We start from the raw sequence: 16,438 nt of genomic DNA on the forward strand, positions 1-16,438 counted from the left end.
AGGTCCTTCACCCGGCCGCCTAGAACGAGCACGATGGAGTGCTCCTGCAGGTTGTGACTCACGCCCGGGATGTAGGCGGTCACCTCGATCTGGCTGCTGAGCTTGACACGAGCGACCTTGCGCAGCGCCGAGTTCGGCTTCTTGGGGGTGGTGGTGTACACGCGGGTGCACACGCCGCGCCGCTGAGGGGAACCCTTCAGCGCCGGGGTCTTGGTCTTACTCGTCTTCGCCTGGCGGCCCTTTCGGACCAGCTGCTGGATCGTGGGCACCGGGTTTCTCCGCTCCCTTCGGTCGCCTTCCGGCGACCGCGCCGTCTGCTCGTAGCCACCCCTCGTGGGAAGGCTCTCCTACATTCCAACCAGGCCCGCCTTGCGGAGGTCCCGGCACCCGCGGTCGGGCGTGTCGCCCAGATCACGGTCCCGGTGCCGCCGCTTGCGCGCGCACCGGATTTCTGTCACCGGAACGCGGTCACCGCGGGCCGGGTCTTTGGCTCTGTCATGCTGCCGCGCGATCACCGGCAATCGGGTCCAGCGCACGCACGAGTTGCCCGGGCGGGCCCGGGCACAAGGGGAAAGAGTACCTATCACAGTCGCACAGGTCAAAACGGAGGGGCCCGGAGAGCAGCGTCACCGCTCTGGTGGCCGAACCGTCGCGCCTGCCCATCCGCGATGGGCACCTACGGAAACAAGTGTAACGGCTTGCGCCGGACCCGGCCCGGCGGCCCGGGGTAGCGCCCTCCGACACGCCCGCCCCGACACGCGCATCCCTCGACCTTGCCCCGGCCCACCGCCGTACCTTGCCCCGGCCCACCGCCGTGCCGGCGTCATTGCGGCATCCCGGCCAGCTTGTTACCCCCATCTCGGCGACACGTCATCCCCACCGGGCGACCTCCCACGCCGCCGGTGACGACGCGTGCACCCCGCCGGACCCAGACGCGGCCCGACAGACGACGCACGTACACCTGCCCGGACCGAGACGCGGCCGGACGGAGCCGGGAGCGGACACGTCGCCCGCGTCGGCGGCGGCGCGCGGCTCAGCTCAGGGCGAGCAGCAGGGCCAGGCCGAAGCCCAGCAGGCTGAGCACGAGACCCGCCGCGCCACAGCTGATCCCGGCCACCGCCAGGCCCCTGCCCGTGAAACGCACCGCCGGCGGGGGCGCCGGGCGTCGGATCTGTCGCCTGCCGAGCAGGCCCGCCACCACGGCCGCCGTGCCCGCCAGCAGCCCGAGGAGCGTGAACACGCCGGCGGCCCAGGCGCCCTGCGTGCCCGCGATGGCCCCCAGGCAGATCACCAGGAGCGACACCAGGGTGGAGGCGACGCCCGCCACCAGGGAACCGATCGCGAGCCCGGAAGTGACCGGGGGCACGTCGAGGTGCACCACGCCGAACGGGGTGCCCGGCACCGGGTCGACCCGCTTGGGCGGCCGGGCGGACTCCCTCGGCGGCGCAGGCACCCGCCCCCAGCCGGCCCCCGGCACACCCAAGGCGCCACCCATCGGCTGGCCCGGGTAACTCGCCGGCACACCTGCCGGCTGGCCCGGGTAACTCGCCGGTGCGACGGCCGGCTGGCCCGCGACCGGGTGCCCGTACCAGGGGGGCGCGTGGCCCGGCTGCGGCCCGACTGCCGAGCCCGGCTGCGGCGCGTGAACCAGTTGCGAGGCGTGATCGGAGTGCACCACCCCGGGGACGGTCGGCGACGGCTGACCGGCCTCCGGCACGGAGCCGGGCTGCGCCACGGAACTCGGCTGCGCCACGGGGCTCGGCTGCGAGGCGGAGTCGGCAGCCAGGCCAGGACCCGGCTCCGGGCCAGGACCAGGCCCCGGGTACGGATGGGGCTGTGGGAACGGATCGGGCTGCGGGAACGGGCCCGGGGAGGGCCCGGTGCCCCCGGTCGTCGGGGCGTACTCGATGGGGGTGTCCGGGGCCTCCGGGTTCGCGCCGGGGGCGGGCCGGGCCCACGGGCTTTCCTCCGGCGATGCCGGAGACCCCGCCGGACCTAAGGGTGCGGTGGCTCCCTCCGCCGACTCGCCCGAGGGCCGCGCCGGTTCCGTCACGAGGGGCCTCCTGTCACCGATCGTCGCCCACCGCCGCGCGACGGACACCGGCCAGGCTACCGCCGCCCCGCCAACCCCGTGGCCGCGCGTCGACCCGTCCCCCCGGGACGGTCAGTCCACGTTCGGGGCGTAGTCGTGCCCGAACGGTGCACCGGCCATCCGGACCAGGCCGACCACCAGGGCCACCACCACGGTCGCCGCCACCAGGACCAGCCCCGTCCAGGCCAGCCGCTCCCCCCGCCGCAGCCAGGCCGCGCCGGTAAGGAAGCCTCCCGAGGCGTACGCCTCCCGGCGGGCCTGCCGAGCCAGCACGAGAGCGAGCGTGGCCGGCACCACCCCGCCGACGAAGAGCCCGGTCAGCGCGCCCATCAGGCCGAGGGCGAAGACCGCCCGAGCCTTGCTGGAGCGCACCGGGTCCGGGTCGAACGGGTGGCGTGCCCCATGCTGCGCGACGGGCACCTGCCCGGGTGCGGTCGTCATGCCCTCCATCATGCCCGCCCCCGGCGACGATCCCAGCCGGCCGCGGAAGATGGTGGCATCCCGGGCTGGGCGACACCGCCATGTCGCCGCCATGGCCGCCTGCGCACGCGACGGAACGCGACGAGGCCCCCGGCGGTTCACCGGGGGCCTCGTCGTCAGTGCGTGATCTAGCGGTACGACCCGAAGTCGAAGTCGTCCAGCGGCACGGCCTGCCCGCTGGCCGGCCCGAAGCCGTAGTCGGTCTCCGGGTAACCGGTCATCGAGTAGACCTTGGCCTTGGCCTCCTCGGTCGGCTCGACCCGGACGTTGCGGTACTTGCTGATGCCCGTACCGGCCGGGATGAGCTTACCGATGATCACGTTCTCCTTGAGGCCGATCAACGAGTCGCTGCGGGCGTGGATCGCCGCGTCCGTCAGCACCCGGGTGGTCTCCTGGAAGGAGGCCGCCGACAGCCAGGAGTCCGTGGCCAGCGAGGCCTTGGTGATACCCATCAGCACCGGGCGACCGGCGGCGGGCTCGCCGCCCTCGGAGACGAGTCGGCGGTTCTCCGACTCGAACAGCGCCCGGTCGACGAGCACGCCCGGCAGGAACTCGGTCGAGCCGGAGTCGATCACCGTCACCCGCTTGAGCATCTGGCGGATGATGATCTCGATGTGCTTGTCGTGGATGAGCACACCCTGCGAGCGGTAGACCTCCTGGACCTCCTGGGTCAGGTGGACCTGGACCGCGCGCGGGCCGAGGATGCGCAGCAGCTCGTGCGGGTCGATGGTGCCCTCGGTGAGCTTCTCGCCGACCTCGACGTGGTCGCCGTCGTGGGCCCGCAGCCGGACCCGCTTGGAGATCTTGTCGTAGACGATCTCGTCGGAGCCGTCGTCCGGCACCACGATGATCTTCCGCGACCGCTCGCCGTCCTCGATCCGGATCCGGCCGGGGGTGTCGGCGATGGGCGCCTTGCCCTTCGGGACGCGGGCCTCGAAGATCTCCTGAACCCGGGGCAGACCCTGGGTGATGTCCTCACCTGCGACACCACCGGTGTGGAACGTACGCATCGTCAGCTGCGTACCGGGCTCACCGATCGACTGGGCGGCGATGATGCCGACCGCCTCGCCGACATCCACGGTCTTGCCGGTCGGCAGCGAGCGGCCGTAGCACGCCCCGCAGACGCCCAGCTTCGACTCGCAGGTGAGCACGCTGCGCACCCGCACCGTCTCCGTCCCGGCAGCGACGATCGCGTCGACCAGGATGGAGTTGATGTCCTGGCCCCGGTGGGCGACGATGTTGCCGTCCGGGCCCTTGATGTCGTCGGCCAGCGTCCGGGCGTGCACGCTGGTCTCGGCGTGCTCGTGGACGTACAGCTTGCCGTCGCGCCGCTCGCCGATCTGCATCGGGATGGCCCGGTCGGTGCCGCAGTCCTCCTCGCGGATGATGACGTCCTGCGAGACGTCCACCAGACGACGGGTCAGGTAACCCGAGTCGGCGGTCCGCAGCGCGGTGTCGGCGAGACCCTTACGGGCACCGTGCGTGGAGATGAAGTACTCCAGCACGGACAGACCCTCCCGGTAGCTGGCCTTGATCGGCCGCGGGATGATCTCGCCCTTCGGGTTGGCCACCAGACCACGGATCGCGGCGATCTGGCGGAGCTGGAGCAGGTTACCGCGGGCACCCGAGTTGATCATCTTCCACAGCGGGTTCTCCTGCGGCAGCGCGGTGTCCATCTCCTTGGCGACCTCGTTGGTCGCCTTGGTCCAGATCTCGATGAGCTCGCCGCGACGCTCCTCGGCGGTCATCAGACCCCGCTGGTACTGCTTGTCGATCCGGTCGGCTTCCTTCTCGTACCGCTCCAGGATCTCCCGCTTGCGCGGCGGAGCGATGACGTCCTCCATGCCGATCGTCACGCCGGACCAGGTGGCCCAGTGGAAACCGGCCTCCTTGAGCCCGTCGAGGGTGGCCGCGAGGGCCACCTTCGGGAAGCGCTCGGCGAGGTCGTTGACGATCGCGGAGAGCTGACCCTTGCGGATCTCGTAGTTCACGAAGCGGTAGCCCTGCGGCAGCGTCTCGTTGAACAGCACCCGGCCCAGGGTGGTCTCGACGGTGAGCGGCTCACCCTCGACCCAGCCCTCCGGCGCGACCCACGGCTCGCCAGCACCGTTGTCGACCCCGACCAGCCCGCGCAGGCGGATCCGCACCGGCGCCTGCAGGTGCAGCTCGCCGGCGTCGAACGCCATCCGCGCCTCGGCGTCCGAGCTGAACGCCCGGCCCTCGCCCTTCTCGCCGGTGGTGAGGTGGGTGAGGTGGTACAGGCCGATGACCATGTCCTGGGTGGGCATGGTGACGGGCTTGCCGTCCGCCGGCTTGAGGATGTTGTTCGACGACAGCATCAGGATCCGCGCCTCGGCCTGCGCCTCGGCGGACAGCGGCACGTGCACCGCCATCTGGTCGCCGTCGAAGTCGGCGTTGAACGCCGTGCAGACCAGCGGGTGGATCTGGATCGCCTTGCCCTCGACCAGCTGCGGCTCGAATGCCTGGATGCCCAGGCGGTGCAGGGTCGGCGCGCGGTTGAGCAGCACCGGGTGCTCGCCGATGACCTCTTCCAGCACGTCCCACACGACCGGCCGCTGCCGCTCGACCATCCGCTTGGCGGACTTGATGTTCTGCGCGTGGTTGAGGTCGACCAGCCGCTTCATCACGAACGGCTTGAACAGCTCCAGCGCCATCTGCTTGGGCAGGCCGCACTGGTGCAGCTTCAGCTTCGGGCCGACCACGATGACCGAACGGCCGGAGTAGTCGACGCGCTTGCCGAGCAGGTTCTGCCGGAACCGGCCCTGCTTGCCCTTGAGCATGTCGGACAGCGACTTGAGCGGGCGGTTGCCCGGACCGGTGACCGGCCGGCCCCGGCGGCCGTTGTCGAACAGCGCGTCGACGGCCTCCTGGAGCATCCGCTTCTCGTTGTTGACGATGATCTCGGGCGCACCGAGATCGATCAGCCGCTTGAGGCGGTTGTTCCGGTTGATCACGCGGCGGTACAGGTCGTTCAGGTCGGAGGTCGCGAAGCGGCCACCGTCGAGCTGCACCATCGGGCGCAGGTCCGGCGGGATGACCGGGACGCAGTCCAGCACCATGCCGAGCGGCGAGTTGCGGGTGTTCAGGAACGCCGCGACGACCTTGAGCCGCTTGAGCGCCCGGATCTTCCGCTGGCCCTTGCCGGAGCGGATGGTCTCGCGCAGGCTCTCGGCCTCGGCGTCGAGGTCCATGTTCTGCACGAGCGCCTTGATCGCCTCGGCACCCATGCCGCCGGTGAAGTACTCACCGAACCGGTCGCGCAGCTCCCGGTAGAGCAGCTCGTCGGTGACCAGCTGCTTCGGCTCCAGCTTGCGGAAGGTGTCGAGCACCTCGTCCAGGCGGTCGATCTCGCGCTGGGCCCGGTCGCGGATCTGGCGCATCTCGCGCTCTCCGCCCTCCTTGACCTTGCGCCGGACGTCCGCCTTCGCGCCCTCGGCCTCCAGCTCGGCCAGGTCGGCCTCCAGCTTGGCGGCCCGCTTCTCGATCTCCGAGTCGCGGCTGTTCTCGGACTGCCGCTTCTCGGCGAGGATCTCGTTCTCGATCGTCGAGAGGTCACGGTGACGCGACTCGGCGTCCACGCTCGTCACGACGTACGAGGCGAAGTAGATGATCTTTTCGAGGTCCTTCGGAGCGAGGTCCAGCAGGTAGCCCAGCCGGCTCGGCACGCCCTTGAAGTACCAGATGTGGGTCACCGGAGCGGCCAGCTCGATGTGCCCCATCCGCTCCCGACGGACCTTGGATCGGGTCACCTCGACGCCGCAGCGCTCGCAGATGATGCCCTTGAACCGGACCCGCTTGTACTTACCGCAGTAGCACTCCCAGTCCCGCTGCGGACCGAAGATCTTCTCGCAGAAGAGCCCGTCCTTTTCCGGCTTGAGGGTGCGGTAGTTGATCGTCTCGGGCTTCTTGACCTCGCCGTGCGACCACTGACGGATGTCGTCGGCGGTGGCGAGACCGATGCGCAGCTCGTCGAAGAAGTTGACGTCGAGCACTATGTCCCCTATGTCGTCGTCTTTAAAGCTAGCTAAATCGGGGGGTTCGGGGCAGGGTGACCGGCGGAAGGATCAAGCTGACCGCCTGGAGCCGGTCACCCTGCCCGAACCACCACCTCACACCTCTTCGACCGAGCTCGGCTCGCGCCGGGACAGGTCGATGCCCAGCTCCTCCGCTGCCCGGAACACCTCGTCGTCGGTCTCGCGCATTTCCAGGGCCACACCGTCGCTGGAGAGCACCTCGACGTTGAGGCACAGCGACTGCAGTTCCTTGAGCAACACCTTGAACGACTCCGGAATGCCCGGCTCCGGGATGTTCTCGCCCTTGACGATCGCCTCGTAGACCTTCACCCGGCCCAGGACGTCGTCGGACTTGATCGTCAGCAGCTCCTGCAGGGCGTACGCGGCACCGTACGCCTGCATCGCCCAGCACTCCATCTCACCGAAGCGCTGGCCACCGAACTGCGCCTTACCACCCAGCGGCTGCTGCGTGATCATCGAGTACGGGCCGGTCGACCGGGCGTGGATCTTGTCGTCGACCAGGTGGTTGAGCTTCAGGATGTAGATGTAACCGACCGCGATCGGGTCCGGCAGCGGCTCGCCGGAGCGACCGTCGAACAGCTGCGCCTTGCCGGAGGACCCGATCAGCTGCTTGCCGTCCCGGTTGGGCAGGGTCGACGCGAGCAGACCGGAGATCTCCTCCTCGCGGGCACCGTCGAAGACCGGAGTGGCCACGTTGGTGTCCGGCTCGGACTCGTGCGCCTCGATGGAGCGCAGTTGGCGCTTCCACTCGGCGTCGTCGCCGTCGACGCTCCACCCCGTCTTGGCCACCCAGCCGAGGTGCGTCTCCAGCACCTGGCCGATGTTCATCCGGGACGGCACACCCAGCGGGTTGAGCACGATGTCGACCGGGGTGCCGTCCTCCAGGAACGGCATGTCCTCGATCGGCAGGATCTTCGAGATGACGCCCTTGTTGCCGTGCCGGCCGGCGAGCTTGTCGCCGTCCTGGATCTTCCGCTTCTGGGCGACGTACACCCGGACCAGCTCGTTGACGCCCGGGGGCAGCTCGTCGCCGTCCTCGCGGGAGAAGGTCCGCACGCCGATGACCGTGCCGGTCTCGCCGTGCGGCACCTTCAGCGAGGTGTCCCGAACCTCGCGCGCCTTCTCGCCGAAGATCGCGCGGAGCAGCCGCTCCTCCGGGGTCAGCTCGGTCTCGCCCTTCGGCGTGACCTTGCCGACCAGGATGTCGCCGGGGACGACCTCGGCGCCGATCCGGATGATGCCGCGCTCGTCGAGGTCGGCGAGCATCTCCTCGCTGACGTTCGGGATGTCCCGGGTGATCTCCTCCGGGCCGAGCTTGGTGTCCCGCGCGTCGACCTCGTGCTCCTCGATGTGGATCGAGGTGAGCACGTCCTGCTGCACGAGGCGCTGCGACAGGATGATCGCGTCCTCGTAGTTGTGGCCCTCCCAGCACATGAACGCCACCAGCAGGTTGCGCCCGAGCGCCATCTCGCCCTCGTCGGTGCAGGGACCGTCGGCGATGACCTGGCCGGCCTCTACCCGGTCGCCCTCGAAGACCACCGGCTTCTGGTTGACGCAGGAGCCGGCGTTGGAGCGGCGGAACTTGTGCAGCAGGTACGTCCGGCGGTGGCCGTCGTCCTGGTGGATGGTGATGTAGTCGGCGCAGAGGTCCTCGATGACACCGCCGACCTCGGCCACGACCACGTCGCCGGCGTCGACGGCGGCGCGGTACTCCATGCCGGTGCCGACCAGCGGCGACTCCGCCTTGACCAGTGGCACCGCCTGGCGCTGCATGTTCGCGCCCATCAGCGCCCGGTTGGCGTCGTCGTGCTCAAGGAACGGGATCATCGCGGTCGCGACCGAGGTCATCTGCCGCGGCGAGACGTCCATGTAGTCCACGGCGCCCGGGGCGACGTCCTCGGTCTCGCCACCCTTACGGCGGACCAGGACGCGGTCCTCGACGAACGTGCCGTCGGCCTTCAGCGGCGCGTTGGCCTGTGCCTTGACGAACCGGTCCTCCTCGTCCGCGGTCAGGTAGTCGATCTGGTCGGTGACCCGACCGTCGACGACCTTCCGGTACGGCGTCTCGATGAAGCCGAACGGGTTGACCCGGGCGAAGGTGGAGAGCGCGCCGATCAGGCCGATGTTCGGGCCTTCCGGCGTCTCGATCGGGCACATCCGGCCGTAGTGGGACGGGTGCACGTCGCGGACCTCGAAGCCGGCCCGCTCCCGGGACAGACCACCCGGGCCGAGCGCGCTCAGCCGGCGCCGGTGGGTCAGGCCCGCCAGCGGGTTGGTCTGGTCCATGAACTGGGACAGCTGCGACGTGCCGAAGAACTCCTTGATCGCCGCCACGACGGGGCGGATGTTGATCAGGGTCTGCGGCGTGATCGCCTCGACGTCCTGGGTGGTCATCCGCTCGCGGACGACCCGCTCCATCCGAGACAGGCCGACGCGCACCTGGTTCTGGATCAGCTCGCCCACGGTGCGCAGGCGCCGGTTGCCGAAGTGGTCGATGTCGTCGGCCTCGTAGCCGTCCTCGCCGGCGTGCAGCCGGCACAGGTACTCCACGGTGGCGACGATGTCGTCCTCGGTCAGCGTGCCGGTGGTGATCGGCACGCTCAGCTCGAGCTTCTTGTTGAACTTGTACCGACCGACCTTGGCGACGTCGTACCGCTTCGGGTTGAAGAAGAGGTTGTCGAGCAGGGTCTGGGCGTTCTCGCGGGTCGGCGGCTCGCCAGGGCGGAGCTTGCGGTAGATGTCGAGCAGCGCCTCGTCCTGGCCGGCGATGTGGTCCTTCTCGAGCGTCGTCATCAGCAGCTCGGACCAGCCGAACTTCTCGCGGATCCGCTCGGCCGACCAACCGATTGCCTTGAGTAGGACCGTGACGGCCTGCCGGCGCTTGCGGTCGATGCGGACGCCGACCGTGTCGCGCTTGTCGATGTCGAACTCCAGCCAGGCACCCCGGCTCGGGATGACCTTGACGCTGGAAAGGTCGCGGTCGGAGGTCTTGTCCGGCTGCTTGTCGAAGTAGACGCCCGGGGACCGGACGAGTTGGCTGACCACGACGCGCTCGGTGCCGTTGATGATGAACGTGCCCTTGGGCGTCATCATCGGGAAGTCACCCATGAACACCGTCTGGCTCTTGATCTCGCCGGTGGTGTTGTTGGTGAACTCCGCCGTCACGAACAGCGGGGCGCAGTAGGTCAAGTCCTTCTCCTTGCACTCCTCGATCGAGGCCTTGACCTCGTCGAAGCGCGGCGCCGAGAAGGAGAGCGACATAGTGCCAGAAAAGTCCTCAATGGGACTGATCTCGTCGAGGATTTCCGCGAGACCCGAGCGTGCGTGCGGGTCGTCCGCCGACCGGCCCTGCCAAGCCTCGTTGCCGACGAGCCAGTCGAAGGACTCGTTCTGGATGGCGAGGAGATTGGGGACCTCGAGGTGTTCGGTGATCCTGCCGAATGAGACTCGGCGAGGCGCGAAAGCGCTCGACGTACGACTGGTCTTCGCAGGGCGGGAAGCTGCCAAGATGCGTCCTTCCGAGGACCGGTGCTGCAGAACGGCTGGTACGCGTGCACTCCAATGACCCCACCAGAAATACCCGTAATCGGACATTTCTGCGCAGGGGTCAAGTCGGAAGGCAGCGCAAACTAGCAGTGTAGCCGAGAGGCTAACCGCTGTCCAGCCCAACCCGCAGGTCGTCGCGGAACGTGCCTCGGGGCCCCCGAAACGGGGCCTCACCGGGCCGCTCGGAACGCGGCATACCCACGGACCGCCCGGGTGCTGCGGACGATGGTGCCGCCGCTGCCACTACCCGGAGGGTGGCCGTCGCAAGCGCGGAAGGTCTTGCTGTGTCAGCGTGCCTGGCAGCCAGGGGCCGCGTCAAGGGCCGGTCTCGTGCGCGACAGGTGTTTCCCACCGATGGGCGACCGCCCGGCGCCCCGCGCCGCTGGACGCGAAGCGCCGCCGCCCCTGCTCACGACGCTGTCAGGGAGTCACGACACCAACACAGCGGGCGGTGACCCAAATTCGGATCACCGCCCGCCGCGACGCGATGTGCCCAGGCTCACGTGAGCTGAGCCGGACGCGCCTGAGTCCTACCTCAATTACTTGAGGGTGACCTTGGCGCCCTCGCCCTCGAGCTTGGCCTTGGCCTTGTCGGCGGTCTCCTTGTTGACCTTCTCAAGGATGGCCTTCGGCGCGGCCTCGACCGCGTCCTTGGCCTCCTTCAGGCCCAGGCCGGTCAGCTCGCGCACGACCTTGATGACCTGGATCTTCTTGCCACCGTCGGCCTCGAGAACGACGTCGAACTCGTCCTTCTCCGGCTCGGCCTCGACGGCGGCCGGGGCGGCGCCCGCGGCGGCGACGGCGACCGGGGCGGCCGCGGTGACCTCGAAGGTCTCCTCGAACTGCTTCACGAACTCGGAGAGCTCGATCAGCGTCATCTCCTTGAACGCGTCGAGCAGCTCGTCGGTGCTGAGCTTCGCCATGGCTGGCGTCCTTTCTAACAGTTGACTAAGAACGTGGGTGCGCCGCGCGGCCTCAGGCCGCCTCGGCGCCCTCCTGCTCGCGCTTCTTGTCCGCCAGGGCGGCCGCCGCGCGGGCGGCCTTGGAGAGCGGAGCCTGGAACAGGGCCGCGGCCTTGCTCAGGTTGCCCTTCATCGCGCCGGCCAGCTTGGCCAGCAGCACCTCGCGGGACTCCAGGTCGGCGAGCTTCGTGACCTCGGCCGCGGAAATGGCCTTGCCCTCGAAGACGCCGCCCTTGATGACGAGCTTCGGGTTGGCCTTCGCGAAGTCGCGAAGCCCCTTCGCCGCCTCGACGACGTCGCCCGAAACGAAAGTCAGCGCGGTAGGACCGGTGAACAGCTCGTCGAGGCCGGAGATGCCCGCGTCAGCCGCGGCACGCTTCGCCAGCGTGTTCTTCGCGACCGTGTAGGTGGTCTCCTTGCCGAGCGAGCGCCGCAGCTGGGTGAGCTGGGAAACCGTCAAACCACGGTACTCGGTCAGCACCGCAGCGCCCGCGTTGCGGAAGCTGTCGGTCAGCTCAGCGACGGCCGTGGCCTTGTCGGCCCGGATCGGCTTGTCCGCCATGTCCCTCCTCTCTCGTTGCTCCAGGCTGATCCACCGGGAAGCCGGGTGGGCTTCCGGGTATCGGAGGGCCGCGACAACGAGAAAAGCCCCGGCGCAGGGCGCACGGGGCGAGGGCCGGCCGTCGCACCGTGGTCGGCGGACCACGGGAACACAGCCGAGTTTCGCTTGCCGCCCTGCGCGGGTCGCCCGTCGGATCGGGACCTTCGACCGTGCCGGGGCACGGTGACCAGCGGTCTCTGGGTGGTACTTCGCCGCAAGGTTACGCGACACGCCCCGTGAGCACCAAATCGCCCCCGGGTGCGCCCCGTCACTCTCCCGGTGCCCGGGCCCTCAGGCGCGGGCGCGGCGGCACCAGGCGTACCCGGCGAGCACCGTCGCGCTCCAGGCGGTGGCCCACGCGGTGAGCAGGGCCACCGTGGCCGCGGACGGACCGGCGGCGGTGGCCCTGGCCACCGGCATGAGCGGGGGCGCCAGCCAGGGCACGACGGAGGAGGACAGGCCGAGGACCAGCGAGCCGACCGCGCCGAGCGTCAGCACCGCGACGCCGTACCCGGCGCTGCCCGTCACGGCCCGGCTGGCCAGCGCGCCGAGCGCCACCGCGGCCGGCAGGGCGAGCAGGTGCGCCCAGACGCCGAGGGCCACGCCGGCGGCCACCGATCGGCCGCCCGGCTCCCCCTGGCTGGTCACCCCACCCACCAGCCAGGGGAAGACCAGCGCGACGGCGACCGTGCCGAGCCCGGCCAACAGCGCCGCCAGCAGCCCGGCGGCCCGCTCCCGGGCCGCCCCGGCGAGCACCAGGGCCAGCCGACGCTGCACGTCCGGCTCGACGTCGAGCAGGATCTTGGTCTGCCACGCCAGCACCGGGAAGAGCACCACCGCCGACACGCCGTACGCCTCCGCCGGCTGGGCCCGGCCCCCGCCGTAGAGGACGCCGAGGGCGAGCAGGCCGGCCAGCAGCGGGGCGACCGCCCTTCCGGTACGCAGGAAGCCGGCCAGCCGCAGCCGCACGAGCGCGGTCACCTCAGCACCTGCCCGGCCGGCCCGGAGGTGTCCACCGCCCCGGCTTCCGAGCCCACCGCCCCGGGTGCCGCCCCGAGTGGAGCTGGCGGGGCGGGTGGGGCGTCGATCACGGGGCCGGGGAAGGCCGGCCCTCCGGCGGCAACGGGGGCGTCGGGCGCAACGGGGTCGGCGCGTACCCGAAGGACGTGGTGGCCGTCGGCGCGAAGCCGGGCCACGGCACCGGCGGCCCGCGCGGCCGGGACCGCGACCTCGACCACGACGATCTCCCCGGGCTGCGCGTCGGCCGGGGCGTGCGCGGTGACGGTGCCGTCGGCGACCGTCCAGCGCGCGGCGCCCGGCAGCCGCGCGGTCTCGCCCCGGTGGTCGCTGACCAGCACCGACCCACCGGCCGCCAGCACCTCGTCGATCAGGGCGGGGACCAGGTCCCGCGCGGCGGCGTCCAGGCCCTCCCAGGGCTCGTCGAGGATGAGCAGACCGGGCCGGCGGAGCATCGCCTGGGCCAGGCCGACCTTCTGGGCGGTGCCCTTGGACAGCTCGGGCAGCCGCGCCCCGTGGAACGGGGTGAGGCCCAGCCGCTCGGTCCACCGCCGGACGGCCCGGTCCGCCTCCGCCCCGCCCAGCCCGGCGACGCGGGCCATGCCGGTGAGGTACCGGCCCACGGTGAACGGTTGGTCCGCGGGAAACCGCTCCGGGACCCAGCCGACGTGCCGCGGCCGGTCGACGATCCGGCCCCGGGCCGGCCGGAGCACCCCCGCCGCCAACTGGAGCAGGGTGGACTTGCCGACGCCGTTGCGGCCGAGCACGACCGCAGCCTCGCCCGCGCCGAGCCGCAGGTTCGCCTGCCGCAGCACCCACGGATCGCGCCGGCGGTACCGGAGCCAGACATCCTCCCATCGCATGCCGCGAGCGTGCCACATCCGACAGACGGACGGGGCCCCGCCACGAGTCGTGGCGGGGCCCCGGTGAGGCAGTGGTGCTCAGGCCTCGGCGCCCTCCTGGAGGTTCTTGATCAGGTTGGGGTCGACCGGCACGCCCGGACCCATCGTGGTGGTGAGGGTGACCTTCTTCAGGTACTTGCCCTTCGCCGCCGAGGGCTTGGCCCGCAGCACCTCGTCGAGGACGGCGGCGTAGTTGTCGATCAGCTGGGTCTCGGAGAAGGAGGCCTTGCCGATGATCAGGTGGAGGTTGGAGTGCTTGTCCACCCGGAAGGTGATCTTGCCGCCCTTGATGTCCGCGACGGCCTTGGTGACGTCCATGGTCACCGTGCCGGTCTTCGGGTTCGGCATCAGGCCGCGCGGGCCCAGGATCCGCGCGATCCGGCCGATCTTGGCCATCTGGTCCGGCGTGGCGATCGCCGCGTCAAAGTCCAGCCAGCCGCCCTGGATCCGGGCGACGAGCTCGTCGGTGCCCACCTCGTCCGCACCCGCGGCGACGGCCTCCTCGGCCTTCGCGCCGGCGGCGAAGACGATCACGCGGGCGGTCTTGCCGGTGCCGTGCGGCAGGTTGACCGTGCCGCGGACCATCTGGTCCGCCTTGCGGGGGTCGACGCCGAGGCGCATGGCGACCTCGACCGTGGCGTCGAACTTGGTGCTGGTGGTGTCCTTGGCGATCTTGACCGCCTCGGCCGGGGTGTAGAGCTTCGACCGGTCGATTACCTCGGCGGCCTTGCGGTAGGTCTTGCTGCGCTGCATTTCTGGTTACTCCTGTGGTCTATGGCGGGCCGCGGCTGTCCGCGTGCCCTCCCACGAACTTTTCGGGTGAAGCGGTGCGGCGAGGTCAGTCGGCGACGGTCAGGCCCATTGACCGGGCGGTGCCGGCGATGATCTTCTCAGCCTGCTCGATGTCGTTGGCGTTGAGGTCGACCATCTTCTTCTCGGCGATCTCCCGCAGCTGGGCGCGGGTGACGGAGCCGACCTTCTCCTTGTGCGGGACGCCGGAGCCCTTCTGCACACCGGCGGCCTTGATCAGCAGCCGGGCGGCGGGCGGGGTCTTCAGGACGAAGGTGAAGCTGCGGTCCTCGTACACGCTGATCTCGGCGGGAACGATGTCGCCCCGCTGGGACTCGGTCTGCGCGTTGTAGGTCTTGCAGAACTCCATGATGTTCACGCCGTGCTGGCCGAGCGCGGGGCCGACCGGCGGCGCCGGCGTGGCCTGGCCCGCCTTCAGCTGAAGCGTGAAAGTCTTGACGAGCTTCTTCTTCGGAGGCATGTCTCTTCCTGGGGCTTGGAACTGGGAAAGGTGCCGGCCGAGGGCGCGCACGGTCAGCGCGATGCGACAGCCGACGTTCTAGGGTAGCGCAACGCTCCACCGCCCCCTACGCCGAGGTCCGGCGAGGGGGCGGCACGATCTCGCCGGCGACGGGCCGCTGCCCACCGCCGGCGAGAGGGAACGTCAGATCTTGGTGACCTGGTTGAAGTTCAACTCGACCGGCGTCTCCCGACCGAAGATCGACACCAGCACCTTGAGCTTCTGCTGGTCGGCGTTGATCTCGCTGATCGTCGCCGGCAGCGAGGCGAACGCGCCGTCGGTGACGGTCACCGAGTCGCCGACCTCGAAGTCGAGGACCTTGACCTCGGGCTTGGCCTTCTTCTGCTCGGTCTCGACCGTCGGGGCCAGCCACTTGAGGACCTCGTCGAGGCTCAGCGGGGCGGGACGGTCGGCCCGGTCGGTCGCCCCCACGAAGCCGGTGACGCCGGGGGTGTTCCGCACGCAGGAATACGACTCGGCGGTCAGCTCCATCCGGACCAGGATGTAGCCCGGGAAGACCTTGGCCTGGATCTGGGACCGCTTGCCGTTCTTGACCTCGACCTCTTCCCGGGTCGGCACCTCGACCTGGTAGATGTAGTCCTCCATGTCGAGGGACGTGATCCGGGTCTCGAGGTTGGTCTTGACCTTGTTCTCGTAACCGGCGTACGAGTGCACCACGTACCAGTCGCCCGGCGCGTAGCGCAGCTTCTGGCGCAGCTCCGCCACCGGGTCGTACTCCTCGTCCGGAGCAGGCTCGGTGGTCGGGAAGTCCAGCTCGCTGGCGGCCTCGACCGACTCATCGTTGGCCGCCGTCGCCACCGCGGACTGCTCGTCCATGGTCTCGGCGGTCTCGTCGTACTCAGGCACGCTCGCTCACTTCCGTCACTATCGGCTTGATCAGCCGGTCAGCTGGGGTTGCCGAAGACCCACAGCACGCCCTTCGCGAAGGCGAAGTCCAAGCCGGCCACGATCGTCAGCATCACAGCGACGAAGGTGACCACTACCGCGGTGTAGGTCAGCAGCTCCTTGCGGGTCGGCCAGATGACCTTACGCAGCTCGGCCACGACCTCGCGGAAGAACCGCGCGATGCGGGCGAACAGCCCCACCCGCTCGGTGTCCTTGCGGGTCTTCCTCTCGTCGGCCGACTCGGCCTTGGCCCGCGCCCGCGTCGCCGTGCCACCACGGGAGACCGGCTCGTCCGCGTCGGTGGCGTCGTCGTCGGCGGCCACGTCGTCGACGACCTCGTCGTTCAGACGGTCGTCGTCGCCGGCGTCCTCGCTGCGCCGCTTGTTCTCGGCCACTTCGCCCTCCGTCGCGGGAATCGGGTCGCACGCCGGTGCGGCGTACGCGGCGCTGGTCACGCCGGCCGGGCCAACCGTCCCGCGACGGGCCGCGGCCGGCGGATCAACGGACGGGCCCGATGCCTCGGAACCCACCCCGCCGATGCCACCACCACGGGCCGGACGCCGCCGGT

General features: G+C 70.3%; 13 protein-coding genes. All 13 read right to left on the reverse strand.

Annotation, left to right across the window (positions count from 1 at the left end):
* On the reverse strand, positions 1–269 hold a 269-nt coding region (rpsL, locus tag MCAG_RS11005; protein ID WP_007073041.1), incomplete at its 3' end, for a 30S ribosomal protein S12.
* 764 nt (positions 270–1,033) lie between these two features.
* Positions 1,034–1,402, reverse strand: coding sequence for a hypothetical protein (locus MCAG_RS11010; RefSeq protein ID WP_036376838.1), 369 nt, complete (start codon positions 1,400–1,402; stop codon positions 1,034–1,036).
* A 762-nt stretch (positions 1,403–2,164) separates the two neighbouring features.
* Positions 2,165–2,533: a hypothetical protein gene (locus tag MCAG_RS11015; protein ID WP_007073043.1), complete on the reverse strand. Its 369-nt coding sequence runs from the start codon at positions 2,531–2,533 to the stop codon at positions 2,165–2,167.
* 167 nt (positions 2,534–2,700) lie between these two features.
* Positions 2,701–6,585: a DNA-directed RNA polymerase subunit beta' gene (locus tag MCAG_RS11020; protein ID WP_007073044.1), complete on the reverse strand. Its 3,885-nt coding sequence runs from the start codon at positions 6,583–6,585 to the stop codon at positions 2,701–2,703.
* Positions 6,586–6,702: 117 nt separating this feature from the next.
* Positions 6,703–10,134, reverse strand: a complete 3,432-nt coding sequence (locus MCAG_RS11025; RefSeq protein ID WP_007073045.1) for a DNA-directed RNA polymerase subunit beta — start codon at positions 10,132–10,134, stop codon at positions 6,703–6,705.
* Positions 10,135–10,712: 578 nt separating this feature from the next.
* Complete coding sequence (gene rplL, locus MCAG_RS11030; protein WP_007073046.1) at positions 10,713–11,096, reverse strand: 50S ribosomal protein L7/L12; 384 nt, start codon at positions 11,094–11,096, stop codon at positions 10,713–10,715.
* 52 nt (positions 11,097–11,148) lie between these two features.
* Positions 11,149–11,697 (reverse strand): 50S ribosomal protein L10, encoded by a 549-nt coding sequence (gene rplJ / locus MCAG_RS11035; protein WP_007073047.1) that lies wholly within the window; start codon positions 11,695–11,697, stop codon positions 11,149–11,151.
* A gap of 330 nt (positions 11,698–12,027) precedes the next feature.
* Positions 12,028–12,717 carry a hypothetical protein gene (locus MCAG_RS11040; RefSeq protein ID WP_007073048.1) on the reverse strand — a complete coding sequence of 230 codons (690 nt, stop codon included), beginning with the start codon at positions 12,715–12,717 and terminating at the stop codon, positions 12,028–12,030.
* Positions 12,714–13,616 carry an ATP-binding cassette domain-containing protein gene (locus MCAG_RS11045; RefSeq protein WP_036373088.1) on the reverse strand — a complete coding sequence of 301 codons (903 nt, stop codon included), beginning with the start codon at positions 13,614–13,616 and terminating at the stop codon, positions 12,714–12,716. The genes MCAG_RS11040 and MCAG_RS11045 overlap by 4 nt, the downstream gene beginning before the upstream one ends.
* 78 nt (positions 13,617–13,694) lie before the next feature.
* A complete protein-coding gene (gene rplA, locus MCAG_RS11050; protein WP_007073050.1) occupies positions 13,695–14,408 on the reverse strand; it encodes a 50S ribosomal protein L1 in 714 nt (237 codons plus the stop codon).
* An 85-nt stretch (positions 14,409–14,493) separates the two neighbouring features.
* On the reverse strand, positions 14,494–14,925 hold the full coding sequence (gene rplK, locus MCAG_RS11055) for a 50S ribosomal protein L11 (protein WP_007073051.1): 432 nt from the start codon (positions 14,923–14,925) through the stop codon (positions 14,494–14,496).
* Positions 14,926–15,108: 183 nt separating this feature from the next.
* Positions 15,109–15,831, reverse strand: a complete 723-nt coding sequence (gene nusG / locus MCAG_RS11060) for a transcription termination/antitermination protein NusG (RefSeq protein WP_007073052.1) — start codon at positions 15,829–15,831, stop codon at positions 15,109–15,111.
* A 38-nt stretch (positions 15,832–15,869) separates the two neighbouring features.
* A complete protein-coding gene (gene secE / locus MCAG_RS11065) occupies positions 15,870–16,265 on the reverse strand; it encodes a preprotein translocase subunit SecE (protein WP_007073053.1) in 396 nt (131 codons plus the stop codon).
* Between the last annotated feature and the right edge of the window lie 173 nt (positions 16,266–16,438).

The organism is Micromonospora sp. ATCC 39149 (genome assembly GCF_000158815.1).
Classification (GTDB): domain Bacteria; phylum Actinomycetota; class Actinomycetes; order Mycobacteriales; family Micromonosporaceae; genus Micromonospora.

Bases quoted from the DNA above. Each gene is read 5' to 3' on its own strand.
- rplA (WP_007073050.1), bottom strand. From the start codon at position 14,408: ATGCAGCGCAGCAAGACCTACCGCAAGGCCGCCGAGGTAATCGACCGG.
- rplJ (WP_007073047.1), bottom strand. From the start codon at position 11,697: ATGGCGGACAAGCCGATCCGGGCCGACAAGGCCACGGCCGTCGCTGAG.
- MCAG_RS11045 (WP_036373088.1), bottom strand. From the start codon at position 13,616: ATGCGATGGGAGGATGTCTGGCTCCGGTACCGCCGGCGCGATCCGTGG.
- MCAG_RS11015 (WP_007073043.1), bottom strand. From the start codon at position 2,533: ATGACGACCGCACCCGGGCAGGTGCCCGTCGCGCAGCATGGGGCACGC.
- rplL (WP_007073046.1), bottom strand. From the start codon at position 11,096: ATGGCGAAGCTCAGCACCGACGAGCTGCTCGACGCGTTCAAGGAGATG.
- rplK (WP_007073051.1), bottom strand. From the start codon at position 14,925: ATGCCTCCGAAGAAGAAGCTCGTCAAGACTTTCACGCTTCAGCTGAAG.